Below are 13,851 nucleotides of genomic sequence, written 5' to 3'. Positions count from 1 at the left end.
GATGCAACCAATGAACAGGTTGAAGCCGTGGTTGAAGTATTGGTCAAAAGCGTCGAGCACAGTCCGGCGCAAATTATCATGGTCTCTAACGAAGTCGGCTTAGGTGTCGTGCCGCTGGGTAAAGTGTCGCGCTTGTTTGTAGACAATGCGGGACGCATGAACCAATCACTAGCTCGCGTTGTTGAACGAGTCACTCTGGTCGCAGCAGGGTTACCACTGAGCTTAAAACCATCCAATCACTTGCTTGATACTCAAGCCTAGGTCACGCACATGGTCAATGGAACAACCAAAAACATCTATCTGCTAAGACATGGCAAAGTCGAAGGAAAAGCTGCACTGAATGGTGTATCTGATGTATTGGTGAGCCCTGAGCTTCAAGAACAGATATGTCAGGCGCTTGCTACACAAGACATTACCTTTGATAGCGTGGTTACCTCGCCATTAAGACGATGTGGTGATCTCGCGAGCTTGTATGCAGAGCGTATGTCTGTGCCTTTGTCGATTGCACCTGGCTTTCAGGAAATGAACTTCGGTGAAGTCGATGGTGTCCCATTTGATGAACTTGAAGACAAGTGGGGAATGCTAGAAACCTTTTGGCAAAACCCAGCAAATCATCAATTGACTGGCGCAGAAAGTTTACAGAGGTTCCACGACAGAGTAACTCAAGCTTGGTCGCAACTTTTGAACAATCCAAGTGACAATATATTGTTGGTTACTCATGGTGGTGTGATTCGCATTCTGTTAGCGCATTGCCTTGATATCGATTGGAAAAATCCGAGTTTGTACTCGAAGTTATCGATAGAAAACGCGTCGATAACTCATATTCAAATCACTCAGTTTGCACAGAGTTTTATCAGCGTTAAATCGATAGGGCTGCCTGTTCTCTGAGTGTTCAAAAAACACAGTTTGAGAATTAACAATCTATTAGATCTGTAAATAGACACAGATCTAATAGATCGAAATATAAAGCGGCGTTCACAGCCGTTATACCTGATTGGTATTACTACCTACGTGAAAGGAATTTAGTCATGACAACACCGAGTTGGGATCTAAGCATTGCTTACAGCGATCTTAATGATGCAAAAATCGAACAGGACATTGAACTCATTCAGCAGTGTATTGAGCTGTTGAACTTACACGTTGAAAAGCGTCACATAATTTTAGCGATGCAAAACGCGATTCAGACTTCAGAAGCGGCAGGCACGTTACTCAGCACGATCAACACTTTCGCTAATTGCCACGCATCGGTTGACGCGACACACACAGAAGCGAAAGCACTGCTTGGTCGTGTTGCGAAGCTGAACTCTGAAATGTCTCAAGCGTTCAGCCCTTACGAAGACACGCTAATTCACGCAGAACCAGAATTTATTGATGCCGTATTAGAGCATGACAGCGCAGATGTAGCAGGACAACGCTTTGCTATCGAAAGCTCACGTAAGTTATCAAGCAGTCGACTCAGTGTTGCTGAAGAGCAGTTATTGGCAGCTATGAAGGTTGATGGGCGTGACGGATGGGGTCGTTTATACGATAACCTAACCGGTTCTTTAAAACTGTCGCTAAAGCTGGACGGTGAAGAGGAAGCTCTAGGTTTTTCACAAGCCGCGAGCCTGTTATACGGCAGCGAATTCGACAAACAAGAGCCGGCATGGCGCGCGGTTCAAGCCGCAATGAAAACGCATCAAGAGTCGTTCGCTTCGATTCTAAATGCATTGGCGGGTTGGCGACTAACGGAAAACAAAAAGCGCTCGAAAATTAGCGATGTGCATTTCCTTGCTCCAAGCCTACACGGTAGCCGCATTGTGCCAGAAACGTTAGACACCATGATGTCGGTAGCAAAAGCTAATCGAACGGTTGGCCAGAAAGCGGGTTTGTTGATGGCAAGAGTTCACGGCTTAGATGAAATGAAGCCTTGGAATCATCTAGCAGCAATGCCACCACTCGGTGACGCTGAATCTAAGATTTACCCATTTGATGAAGCGATCGAAGTGATCAAAACTGCGTTCGCTGAAGTGAATCCAGAGATGGCTGATTTTGTCGCTTTGATGGTTGAGAACGGTTGGATTGATGCAGCTCCAGCTGCGAACAAACGTCTAGGTGCGTACTGCACCAAGTTTGCTGCGACACGCACACCTCTTGTGTTCATGACATGGAGCGGTAGCCGCTCAGATTTAATGACATTGGCGCACGAACTAGGCCACGCGTTCCACAACTGGGTGATGAAAGACATGCCGTTGTGTCAAACACGCTACCCAATGACGCTAGCAGAAACGGCTTCGATCTTTGCTGAAAACATCGTTCGTGACCATCTATTGAAGCAAGCAAAAACACGCAATGAGAAACTTGAAATGCTATGGGAAGAGCTTTCTTCTTCTTTGGCATTAATGGTGAACATTCCTGTGCGTTTTGAGTTTGAAAAAGCTTTCTACGAGCAGCGTGAAAAAGGTGAGCTAACGGCTCAGCAGCTGTGTGACTTGATGGAAACGACTTGGAAAGAGTGGTACGGCGATGCAATGACAGAAGCCGACCCTTACTTCTGGGCGAGCAAGCTGCACTTCAGCATCTCTCAAGTAAGCTTCTACAACTACCCATACTTGTTTGGTTACCTATTCAGTAAAGGTGTTTATGCTCAGCGAGATGCGAAAGGCGAGCAATTTTACGGCGATTACGTGTCGTTGCTTCGTGATACAGGCAGCATGATGGCGGAAGAAGTCGTTCAAAAGCACCTTGGTATGGATCTGACTCAAGCGGATTTTTGGCAACAAAGCATCGACATGGTCAAAGTTCAAATCGATGAATTTGAAAGATTGCTCGATCAGGAAGATTAATTGATCTCAATCTGTTCATGGCAGGTAAGAGCTGTGTTAGCTTACGTGGCTCTTATCTTGCTGAGATGACCTGAGACAACCAAAAGCTGCTCTAAATAGAGAAAGTTATTTGGAACAGATGTCGGTTAGTAAAATCAGCAGGTAATACAAAAATATATGGGTAGTATTTGTGAGTGATAACGGAGTTTCTATTGATAAGTGCGATCCTAGCAACACAATTTCTATGTACAATTTATTAACATACGGCCGTGCAATTAAGGAGTAGCGCATGACGAAGACCCTCTTTCGCCAATCATTTCTTTTTGACAGCCTAGATCTTGAGCAAGAAGTGGTTGCAGGACAGACCGTACTGAGTAACGGTGTTCAAATTAAGCTTCATCAACGCGGTGTATTGGAAGTGATTCCCGCAGAGTACAATTCTGAAACCAAGAATATCATCTTTTCAACAGGTGTTCATGGCGACGAAACTTCACCAATGGAGCTGATTGATAAGCTCATTGAAGATATTGAAACAGGCTTCCAAGTAATGACAGCAAGATGTTTATTCATCATTGCTCACCCGGAAGCAACCAACGCGCATACTCGTTTTCTTGATGTGAATATGAACCGTCTGTTTGATGAAAAACAGCACGAAAGCAACCGAGAAGTGGATATCGCGAAGAACCTTAAGTACTTGGTGACTGAGTTTTACAAAGAAACGGTACCTGCCACTCGTTGGCACTTAGATCTGCACTGTGCGATCCGTTTGTCTAAGCATTACTCTTTCGCCGTAAGCCCTAAGGTTCGCCACGAAGTTCGCAGCAAAGCTTTGTTCGACTTCATTAACAGTGCTCACGTTGAAGCTGTGTTGTTATCGAATGCGCCAACGAGCACTTTCAGTTGGTACAGCGCCGAAAACTTCGAAGCGCAAGCACTGACAATGGAGTTAGGGCAGGTAGCAAGAATTGGTGAGAACCAACTTGATAAGCTAACTGCTTTCGATTTGGCAATGCGCAATCTGATTGCTGAAATAGAACCAGAGCATTTGCCGAAGAAAACCATTACATATCGCGTAAGCCGAACGATTGTTCGTTTGCACGATGACTTTGATTTCATGTTCTCTGATGACGTGGAGAACTTTACCGCGTTCAAGCACGGAGAAGTGTTTGGTCATGATGGTGATAAGCCATTGATGGCGAAGAATGAAAACGAAGCAGTGGTATTCCCAAATCGTAACGTGGCTATCGGTCAACGAGCGGCCTTAATGGTGTGCGAAGTTGAAACACGATTCGACCACGGTCAGCTTGTGTACGATTAATACCGAGTCGAGTTATAGCAACGAAAACAACCGCTCAACTGGTTGAAATATCAAGGTTCACATTACGGTGTGAGCCTTGAGTTTATTTAGGGATACAGGTAAGGTTACGCGAACAATTTCAAAGTAGCTTGATATGGATTTCCAACAACTTCTTCACCAAAAACAGCGCAAATGGACCCGAGCCATTTATCTGATGACAGCACTGCTTGTCACGCTGAGTGCGATTTACCTAATGGTTGGCGATCTCTTCATTTCCCCTCTGGACACCTTGTCCACGTTAGAACAAAAACTACTGATTGATTTACGCTTACCTCGATTATTAGCAGCGATTGCGATCGGAGCAGGGCTAGCTGTATCTGGCGCAAGCTTACAAGTCTTATTAGGCAACGTATTAGCAGAGCCAGGAGTACTCGGCATTTCTGGGGGCGCAAGCCTCGCCATGGTGATTGTGCTGTTCTTCTTGCCGTTTGCGCCGACTCCAGAACTGTTCATGATTGCTGCGGTTTTAGGCTCGCTCTGTTTCACCGTGATACTGGTGAGCATGGTAAAAACGATGCGACTCACCACGGCTAAATTACTGCTGGTGGGTGTTGCATTAGGCATTCTTTCTGGCGCGATGGTGACATGGGCGTTCTATTTTAGTGATGACTTAAGTCTACGCTTGTTGATGTATTGGCTGATGGGTAGCTTGGGTGGTGTAACTTGGTACCAACACTCGCTCACGTTAGTGATGATCCCCGTTATTATCTGGTTGTGTTTGCAAGGCAGCAAACTAGACAAACTGATGATAGGCGAAACGCATGCCGCACAGTTAGGCGTGAATGTTCCGAGATTACGTTGGCGTTTAATCTTTGCTGTCTCAATTTTAGTCGGCTGCGCGGTTGCCTTAGGTGGCGTGATCAGCTTTGTTGGCTTGGTTGTGCCACACTTATTGCGTTTAGCGATTGGTACTGATAACAAATATCTGCTTCCTTTGTCTGCCGTTGCTGGTGCTGCATTGCTGGTATTTGCTGATATCTGTGCAAGAACCTTATTAGATTCCGCAGAGCTGCCTTTGGGTGTGATGACCACCAGTATTGGTGCGCCTATCTTCATTTGGATGTTAATTAAAAATCATGATTCAAATTAAGAGCCTGAGCGTCGGCGCTCGTTTATTACCACTATCATTTGAGCTCAAGCAAGGGCAGGTGACTCATGTTATCGGCCCGAATGGCAGCGGTAAAAGTACCTTACTCGAAGCGATATCTGGCATTGGTGATGGTTACAAAGGCGATATAAAGATCGACGGGCAGGATTTGTCGGAATTGTCGCTACAAGATTTATCATTGCATCGTGCTTATTTGTGCCAAAGCGCAAGGCCAGCCTTTAACTTGGAAGTGTTCCAATACCTTGCGTTGTCATTGCCAAGTTCATCGCATGGCCTTGAGGCTGAAATCAACGCAGCTTTGGAAGAAATTAGCCAGATGTTAGACATTGCAGACAAACTTCATCGTTCAATTCAGACACTGTCTGGTGGTGAATGGCAACGCGTTCGTTTGGCGGGAATGTGCCTGCAAATTTGGCCGACACTTAACCCCTACGCGAAGCTGCTGATCCTCGATGAACCTGCCGCTCCGTTGGATATTGCTCAAGAAGCCTTGTTGTACAAGCTCATTGAACGAGTAGCAGAGAAGGGGATCGCAGTTATCATGGCTAACCATGATTTGAACAGAACCCTAAGACACGCAGACCAAGTGTTGCTGCTCGATAAGGGCGTACTGCAAGCATCAGGTAGCGCTACAGCAGTGCTTACTCCAGAACAACTAGAGTCCGTGTTCAACACTGAAGTCAAAAGTATCTCAGTCGATAATCAAACCTATCTGCTGTTTGGTTAAAAGACTAATTGGTTAAGCTGATCATTGGGTTTAAGGCGAGTTAGTAAAGGAAGCAAACATGTTTAGATACATCCAAAGACGAAGGATCAAAAAAGTAATTAAGCTTCTGTCTGCAAAAATGGTGAAGAGCTACGGAAGCCGTGATTTCTTCTCGATTGGACAGGTTGAGACGAGCTCTAATGAACTGAGCAAGCGCCAACAACAGATTGCTTTAGCCTTGTTTGCGGATCCAAAAGACCTTGCTGTTGAATTGGCTCCCACTATCCAGCTGTTACGTAATGATGTGTCTAATGACTTCTTCGGTGGAGAAGACTACACAGCGCGAGATGTACTCAATCTATTGGGTGGCGGCGGTTGGAAGGGCGGTCGTATGGACGATGACATGTCGCATCGTATGGGCATGCATAGCCGTTATTAACTACCTTCTCATTACTCAACTTGTGTACAACTCGTGCAGCATACTTAATGTATATATTGAAAGCGGCTTAATCATTAAGCCGCTTTTTTATTCACTTTGAATAATGTTGCGTCAATCAAGACGGAATACTGAGACCCGATAATTCGAAGCAACATCATCTATCGACAACGCATTTCTTTGAGTTGTGTGACTCTGATTCCTATCAATATAAAACCCGCTGTCATTGATAAAATTGACGTATATATTTTTCGTTGTTCTTCAAATAAAAACTATAAACCCTCGAAGTGCAATTTTGATTGGTAAGTGACCAATTGATGTGATGTGCAGGGTAAAATAATAGAGAGTGGGAAAGTGACAACAATAAATAATAATATACTAAAAGTAGCAGTAGGCATGGCTATGCTATCGAGTGTGCCTTCAGTGGCAAATGCTCATGGTTGGTCTGAATTTCCAAGTGCGCGTCAGAACACGTGTTACGAGCAAGGCGGAATCTGGTCGGGTACACCACCTAATGCTGCGTGTGCTCAAGCAAAAGACATTTCTGGTTCATATCCGTTTGTTCAACGTAACGAATACGCTAAAAATGTTCAGGATTTCAATAATATCAATGCTGTAAAAGCGGCGATTCCTGACGGCACGTTATGTTACGCCAATGATTCGCAAAAACGCGGTATGGGTGCGCCTCATACTGGTTGGACTCGTACTGAACTAAATACTGGTACGTTTGAATATGTATTCAATGCGACTGCGCCACACAACCCTTCTTTTTGGGAGTTCTACCTAACGAAACCAAACGCAGACCTAAGCAAAGGCTTAGCGTGGGGAGACTTAGAGCTTATCCAAGAAGAGGGTAACGTTCCGGTTAATGGTGGTAAGTACCGCATTAACGTCACTATCCCTTCAGACCGTTCTGGCGATGCGATTCTATTCGTTCGCTGGCAACGTGATGATGCTGCGGGCGAAGGCTTCTACAACTGTTCAGACATCACTGTCGCGGGTGGCACAACCCCTCCACCAGAGCCGGGTCCAGAGCCCGATCTAGTGCGTGGTGATCTGTTTGTTTCAGACCAATTTGGAACGCCAGAAGTTGGTGATACAGTTAAGTACGACATCATCAACAAGTATGGTGAAGTAGCGCGTAGCTTCGACATCGTCATCGATGCTTCAAACATTAACGATTGGGCTCGTTTGTTGGCTTCAGAAATCAATGGTTGGCATGAAGAGTTTAAAGATGGCGCGATCTTCATTGGTGACTGGCACGCTGAAATGCAGCACTACATGTACTTCCAAAACGATCCTTCACGTAACTTCTTCAACTCAAAAGATAGCCGTGCTTCTGGTCAGTTAACGCTGATTGATGGTGGCGACGGTGGTGTTGAACCACTGAAAGGTGACATCTACGAGCTAGTGAAGAGTGACAATGTTGTGAATGCTGGTGATAAAGTTGTGATTGCAACAAGCGAAGCGGCGACATTGACTCAAACTCAAGGTTCTTCAGTAAGCATCCAGAATAACGGCACGGCTTCTATCGTAGTTGATACCGCTGGCATCACTGCAAACGAAACTCTATCGTTTATGGCTAGCTCAATTGAAAACGACAGTGTTGAAACCTTCACGTTCGAAGTGATTGCTGATGGCAGTGGCGTGACACCAGACCCTGATCCGACTCCTGACCCAGACAATGGCACTTGGGACTCATCAGCGACTTACCTTGGTGGCGAAGTCGTGACTTACTCGAACCAGTCATGGAAAGCGCAATGGTGGGTTCAAGGTGGTACAAACCCTAAAGCGACCTACGAAAATGACAAATGGGGCGTTTGGCGTCCAGCTCAATAACTCCATAGGTTTCACGATATGGGCACACCTGAGGTGCCCATATCTAATGACCTCGAGTTTAACTAACCTTGATTCTACGAATTTACTTCTTCAGAACATCCAGATACATTCCTCACGTCAGCCCCAATAAAAACAATTTCATCTAATCTATTGTTAAATATTTACTATTTGTTAGTGTGTCTAGGTGCACATTGAGGATGTGTTTCATATTTAGCGAAGAAATATTAGGAGTTGCGATGAGTATTATAGTGAGACGGTCTGAACCGTCAGATGCAAAGGGAATCAAAGAAGTTTACGAATGCACTAATGCTTATACCGGTACGCTGCAACTCCCAAATCCATCTCTGGAAAGCTGGCAGAAACGAATCTCTAATATTCCCGACAACGTGTACTCGTATGTCGCAATGATTGACGATGAGATTGTTGGCAACTTGGGAATGGAAGTGTGTGTGAACCCAAGGAGACGACATGTCGCTTCATTTGGTATGGGTGTTAAAGATGATGTACTAGGCAAAGGTGTTGGTAGCCAACTGCTCGCAACAGCAATCGATTTGTGTGATAACTGGATTAACATCAAGCGAATGGAACTCACCGTCTATACCGATAACGAAAGAGCCATCAGCCTATATAAGAAGTTTGGTTTTGTGATTGAAGGTGAGTCAGCAGGGTTCGCTTTTAGAAATGGCGAATATGTGGCGGCTTATCACATGGCTCGACTGGTATAGTGTTCTGCTTCTAATACACGGCTCCAATTAACACAGCTAGAGTTTTCTAATAGATAATAAAACGCCACGTTAAAATAACGTGGCGTTTTCGGTTTCAGTCAACTGAGGCTTTAAAGTGTTTCAGTTGTAGCCTTACTTAAGCCGTTAGAGGCTCAAGGTTCGCTGGGCGGTAGTGTACTGATTTTAGTACTTTACCTTGGCGAACTGTCTTGCCTTCAGATACGAAATCTTCCGCACACTTCGCGATGATGTATTCGCCTTTTTGAACAGCCATCAGTTTGATGTTCTGCTCAGCATAGAAAGCTTCTGTTTCAGCGTATTCTGTTTCGTTGCGACATACTTTGCTCATGTTGCTTGAGTGTACTTCGTCCCAGCAAGGCAAGAAGTCGATTGAGCGGTTTTTAGAAACATTCAACAGTAGGTCGATCAGGTAGCTGATTGCTAGGTTGTCTTCTACTTTCGACTGACCAAGGTGGACTAAACGTCCCATCAAAACATAAACGCTGTCTACAATAGCGTCCGCTTGTTCGATTTTAGAGTCAGCTTCTGCAAGTTCTGTTAGTTCTTCGATCGCTAGAGAGGTATGTAGCGTATCGCCTTTTTCGTCCATTGTTTCAGGAGCAGCAACAGGCAGATCAAAAGTACTGCGGAACTCTTCAATGTCGCGGTAAAGGTGATCGTAGATTTCTTGGCTTAGTTGAGAAAGGTTCATTTTCCTATCCATTCTGTTTCGTTAATGGATTATTTTATCCAAGCTCGGAATAGGGTGCTAACGCAAAGTCGAAGAAGTCGACTTTTATTCATTGGACCAATGAGGTATTTTGCATACAAACCGATTGATTATTATGTTTTCTGCCCTTTATTAGTAATAACCTCAATATTGGTGTTGTCATTTATCTCGTCAGCAGTGGGATCTCCGTTATGTACCAAGCCAGTGAAAGCGAAATTGTTATACGCCGTTTGTATCAAATCACCAATGATTATCGAAAGGGCTTCGATATTCAGATCGCTCAGCTGCTTATTATGGGGCTTGAACGCTTCAACCTTGATATTGGTATCTTATCGAAAGTCGATGGTAATTCTTATTTAGTTGAGCACTGCGTTACACCTGAAGGGGTAGAACTCAATAGCGGTGACACCTTCGATTATCGTTCGACTTATTGCGAAATTACTTGTAAATCGATTGGTCCTATCTGCATTGAGCATTGTGGTAAACACGATAAGTATGCGACTCATCCTGCCTATCAGTCTTTTGGTTTGGAGTCATACATTGGTATTCCCATTTTCGTTAATGATGAGCTTTATGGCACCTTAAACTTTTCAAGCCCAGAGCCTTATCATCGTGAGTTCAAAGAGTTCGATATCGACGTGATGAGGTTAATGGCCTCATGGATCGAAGTAGAGCTGGTTAGAAGACAACAAGAACGAAAACTCAAAGAGCTCAATGAGAAGTTAGAGTACCAAGCTATGTACGATCCTTTGACACATTTACCAAATAGACGTTGCTTGTTCAAAACGTTGAATGCGGAAGTCGAGCAGTTAAAAGGCTCTTTAGGAAAAGGAACCTTGGCAGTTGTCGACATCGATTTCTTTAAACAGGTCAATGACACTTATGGCCACCAAATGGGTGATGTTGTCTTAAAGAAAGTGGCGAACGTGCTAAGTAATAACACTCAAGAGGGTGAGTTTGTGGCGCGTTTTGGTGGTGAAGAGTTTATTCTTTGGTACCCAAATAAAACACCAAGTTGTATAGAAGATAAGTTCATGACTCTTTTGCAAGAGATGAAGAAAATCACGCTGGATAGAAAGCCTGTTACTATATCAATCGGTGCGTGTCATTTTGAGTTGAGTACAGGGGATACCAAAGGGGAAAGGATGTCGGCGTTAGATAAGCTAATCAAAGTTGCCGATGAATGTCTGTACATTGCGAAACAAAATGGACGAGATCAGTTTCTTTCTCGTCCATATCATCAAGAGCGCTCAGGAATATGAGCCAGCATGTTAGAGATTAACTGAACAGGTAAGGGAATAGCTTACGACGTTCTTCCGGCGTTAAAGACTCAACTCTCGCGATGTTGGTATCAGGAATCGCTTCAGGGTTAGGGTAGTGCTTCAACACCTTTTCCATACTCGCTTCACGAATCAAATGGTAAACCGGATACGGAGAACGGTTCGTTAGGTTTTCATCGTCTTCTGGATCTGCACCGCCAAAGCAATAGTCTGGGTGGAAGGTTGCCACTTGGTAAACGCCTTCCCAATCTTCTTGCTTGATCAGCGCTTCAATCCAATCAATGAACATGTTGTAATCGAAGAAATCTTGCAGCATGTTAGGAACCACAACCAGAGTCGTCTCTAGTTCAGCGACTGGTGTGTTATCTAACTCTACGAAATGCGTCATGATGTCTTCCAACAACGCTTCTTCCGTATTCGCTTCACTCACAAAGATCTTAATCTGTTTATTACGTTGTGGCTTGGCTGCAAATGGACACAGGTTTAGGCCAATAACGACATCGTCTAACCACTGTTTTACTTGGTCGTGGATGGTTTGAAGATCTGTGCTTTGAGTGTTCGACATAACAGGTTCCGAAATGAAATTTTGCGTAGGATATCAGAACGGACGTTAATCAAAAGCAATAATTGAGTTACAACCTCAGTCGTACTTATGCTTGTGCGAGTTTGGACGCCGATACTTGGCGCTGTTTTAACTGGTAGACCCAAGCAAATATCGCGACATAGAAGATCGAGCCACCTGCAATCACGCCATTCCAACCGAACAGTTGCCAGCAATATAGGAGTAAGAAGCCTCCTAAACTGCCACCTATGTAGTAGTGGACTAAGTAAAGTGCCGTTGCTGTCGCTTTGGCGCTCGGTGCTTTTTGGCTCACCCAAGAGTAGGCAAGAGTGTGGGCGAAGAATGCACCGCCACTAATCAATAACAAGCCAGCTAACATGAACGGGACTTTATCGACGGCAGAGATTAGCATCCCAATCAGGCTAATACATACGCCCATCAATATACCGTTTAACGGATCAAAGCGAAGTGTCCATTTGTTGGAGAGCTTAGAGCTTACCGTTCCGGCCAAGTAACATAGGAATATAAGCGAAGCTAAACCCACTGGCACAGAGTGAGGCGCAGATACTAGCCTAAAGCCCATTACCGAATACAGGTTAACGAACAACGCGAAGTTAGCACCACCAATCAACATCGCGAGCCACAAGGTACGGTTTCTTAAGTGCATCACAACCGAGCGGTTATGATGAAAGAACAACCCTTTCTGTGGTTTGAAGTTTTGTTGTTCAGGCAATCTAAAGGCGATATAGAGCGCGCCAAGCAAAGATCCGACAACGAAAAACAAAACCGTTGCGTGCCAGTCGAAATAATCCGTAATCAAGCCACCCAATACACGCCCGAAGATGCCACCTAAAGAATTAGCCGCAATATATCCTCCAATCGCGACTGCGAATGCTTTGGGTGATAACTCTTCGACCATATAGGCAACCGCCACGCCCGCAAAAGCAGCGACTGCGATTCCCATGAATGCTCGGGCAATAACAAGTTGCAGTAGAGTGGTTGTGAACACCATGCTCAGCCCGATTAGCGGGATAGCAAATAAGCTGAACAGAATGATGGGTTTTCGACCGAAGGTTTCAGAAGCGATCGCCCAAGGCACCAAGCTGATGGAAAGCCCAAGTGTTGTCGCGGCAAACAGCCAGTTGATTTGAGTTTCAGATACTTGGAAGTGCTCCGCCATGTGCGGCAAGATTGGCTGAAAGAGGTAAAGGTTACAGAAAATGATAAACGAGCCAATCGCCAATGATTGGGTGATGCGTTTGTATTGAGGACTGCCTTTATCAAACATTTACGTTGTGCCTGCACGAGTTAGTAAGCTATTTGTGAACAAGTTATCAGTACAAGTGCAATTAAAGAAATATATTAAAAATATCACCTCTATATATTTAATATATCGCCATGCTTGAATCAAAACCACTTCGACATTTTCTGGCTGTTGCGCAGTTTGGTAACTTCACCCAGGCCGCCAAAGCGCTGCATATCGCACAGCCTGCATTGAGTATTTCTATTAAAAAACTCGAACAGACGCTTGAGTTGATTCTCTTCCGTCGAGGAGATAAATCCGTAACATTAACGGAAGAGGGAAAAGTATTGTTCGAACACGCCAAGAGGATTGCTCAACAGTTCGATGATGCTCAACTCGCAATGGACGAGTTAAAGGGGTTGGAGAAAGGAGAAGTGCGGTTAGGCGCTCCAAGCATGATGGGGAGTTACTTTTTCCCACAGGTGGTGATGGCATTCAAGAGCCAATACCCGAACCTAAAACTGACGATTATAGATGCTGGTACTGCTTCGATTCGTGAAATGTTATTAAACGGTGAGCTTGATATCGGCGTGATTAATCATGAAAACGTGCCTGACGACCTCGAAACTGATCATCTATTGAGTTCTGAAATGTTAGCCGTCGTTGGTAAAGATCACCCATTGGCAACGCAAGCATCCATCACCTTTGAAGAGTTTTTCGCTCAAGAACTCATCATGTTCAAGTCGGGTTATTTCCACCGTGACTTTATCGATGCGACCTGCAAAAAGTACAACCTAGACATGACCATCGCGTTCGAAACCAACTTGCTCCCGATGATTCTTTCTATAGTGAAGCGAGAGTTCGCCATTACCGCACTACTCAGCTTAGTGACAGAGTACGAGGAAGATGTTGTCGGCGTGCCATTCAAAGACCCTGTGAAACTGAACCTCTCTTTGGCTTGGAGAAAGGAAGGATATCTTTCGAAGGCAGACAGAACCTTTATTGATTTCGTGAAGCGCTATGTGTGATTAAGTCAGATATAAATAAACAAAGCCCGAACA

General features: G+C 44.7%; 14 protein-coding genes. 11 read left to right on the top strand and 3 right to left on the bottom strand.

Going from position 1 to position 13,851, the window contains the following annotated elements:
• From CWO27_RS18455 to CWO27_RS18415, 9 genes are all read left to right on the top strand, one after another.
• On the top strand, nucleotides 1-261 hold a 261-nt coding region (locus tag CWO27_RS18455; RefSeq protein WP_181359716.1), incomplete at its 5' end, for a bifunctional adenosylcobinamide kinase/adenosylcobinamide-phosphate guanylyltransferase.
• A 9-nt stretch (nucleotides 262-270) separates the two neighbouring features.
• The gene (gene cobC, locus CWO27_RS18450; RefSeq protein WP_102433231.1) at nucleotides 271-888 is read left to right on the top strand and encodes an alpha-ribazole phosphatase family protein; all 618 of its coding nucleotides are present in this window, start codon (nucleotides 271-273) and stop codon (nucleotides 886-888) included.
• A 140-nt stretch (nucleotides 889-1,028) separates the two neighbouring features.
• Nucleotides 1,029-2,825, top strand: coding sequence for a M3 family oligoendopeptidase (locus CWO27_RS18445; RefSeq protein ID WP_102433232.1), 1,797 nt, complete (start codon nucleotides 1,029-1,031; stop codon nucleotides 2,823-2,825).
• A 268-nt stretch (nucleotides 2,826-3,093) separates the two neighbouring features.
• Nucleotides 3,094-4,122, top strand: a complete 1,029-nt coding sequence (locus CWO27_RS18440) for a succinylglutamate desuccinylase (RefSeq protein ID WP_102433233.1) — start codon at nucleotides 3,094-3,096, stop codon at nucleotides 4,120-4,122.
• Nucleotides 4,123-4,255: 133 nt separating this feature from the next.
• Nucleotides 4,256-5,251: a vitamin B12 ABC transporter permease BtuC gene (gene btuC / locus CWO27_RS18435; RefSeq protein ID WP_048658530.1), complete on the top strand. Its 996-nt coding sequence runs from the start codon at nucleotides 4,256-4,258 to the stop codon at nucleotides 5,249-5,251.
• Nucleotides 5,238-5,996, top strand: coding sequence for a vitamin B12 ABC transporter ATP-binding protein BtuD (gene btuD / locus CWO27_RS18430; RefSeq protein WP_102433234.1), 759 nt, complete (start codon nucleotides 5,238-5,240; stop codon nucleotides 5,994-5,996). Before btuC ends, btuD begins: the two co-directional genes overlap by 14 nt.
• A 58-nt stretch (nucleotides 5,997-6,054) precedes the next feature.
• Complete coding sequence (locus CWO27_RS18425; RefSeq protein ID WP_057622554.1) at nucleotides 6,055-6,414, top strand: DUF6559 family protein; 360 nt, start codon at nucleotides 6,055-6,057, stop codon at nucleotides 6,412-6,414.
• 399 nt (nucleotides 6,415-6,813) lie between these two features.
• Nucleotides 6,814-8,250 (top strand): lytic polysaccharide monooxygenase, encoded by a 1,437-nt coding sequence (locus tag CWO27_RS18420; protein ID WP_107899337.1) that lies wholly within the window; start codon nucleotides 6,814-6,816, stop codon nucleotides 8,248-8,250.
• A gap of 236 nt (nucleotides 8,251-8,486) precedes the next feature.
• Nucleotides 8,487-8,975, top strand: coding sequence for a GNAT family N-acetyltransferase (locus CWO27_RS18415; RefSeq protein ID WP_048658534.1), 489 nt, complete (start codon nucleotides 8,487-8,489; stop codon nucleotides 8,973-8,975).
• Nucleotides 8,976-9,111: 136 nt separating this feature from the next.
• Here the strand turns inward: CWO27_RS18415 and CWO27_RS18410 are convergent, their stop codons facing one another.
• Nucleotides 9,112-9,687, bottom strand: a complete 576-nt coding sequence (locus CWO27_RS18410) for a nucleoside triphosphate pyrophosphohydrolase family protein (RefSeq protein ID WP_048658535.1) — start codon at nucleotides 9,685-9,687, stop codon at nucleotides 9,112-9,114.
• A gap of 209 nt (nucleotides 9,688-9,896) precedes the next feature.
• Between CWO27_RS18410 and CWO27_RS18405 the strand changes: the two genes are divergently transcribed.
• Nucleotides 9,897-10,967: a sensor domain-containing diguanylate cyclase gene (locus CWO27_RS18405; RefSeq protein WP_102433236.1), complete on the top strand. Its 1,071-nt coding sequence runs from the start codon at nucleotides 9,897-9,899 to the stop codon at nucleotides 10,965-10,967.
• 16 nt (nucleotides 10,968-10,983) lie between these two features.
• On the opposite strand, the gene CWO27_RS18400 is transcribed toward CWO27_RS18405, so the two are convergent.
• Both CWO27_RS18400 and CWO27_RS18395 read right to left on the bottom strand, forming a co-directional pair.
• On the bottom strand, nucleotides 10,984-11,550 hold the full coding sequence (locus tag CWO27_RS18400) for a DUF1415 domain-containing protein (protein WP_017096948.1): 567 nt from the start codon (nucleotides 11,548-11,550) through the stop codon (nucleotides 10,984-10,986).
• Nucleotides 11,551-11,635: 85 nt separating this feature from the next.
• A complete protein-coding gene (locus tag CWO27_RS18395; protein ID WP_102433237.1) occupies nucleotides 11,636-12,835 on the bottom strand; it encodes an MFS transporter in 1,200 nt (399 codons plus the stop codon).
• A 110-nt stretch (nucleotides 12,836-12,945) separates the two neighbouring features.
• On the opposite strand from CWO27_RS18395, the gene CWO27_RS18390 reads away from it, so the two are divergent.
• Nucleotides 12,946-13,818, top strand: coding sequence for a LysR family transcriptional regulator (locus CWO27_RS18390; RefSeq protein WP_102432251.1), 873 nt, complete (start codon nucleotides 12,946-12,948; stop codon nucleotides 13,816-13,818).
• Nucleotides 13,819-13,851 lie beyond the last annotated feature (33 nt).

Source organism: Vibrio sp. 10N.286.51.C3 (assembly GCF_003050065.1).
Taxonomy (GTDB): Bacteria; Pseudomonadota; Gammaproteobacteria; order Enterobacterales; family Vibrionaceae; genus Vibrio; species Vibrio crassostreae.
The sequence above is the reverse complement of the archived record's forward strand: the minus strand, read 5'-3'. Positions and strand labels throughout refer to the sequence as shown.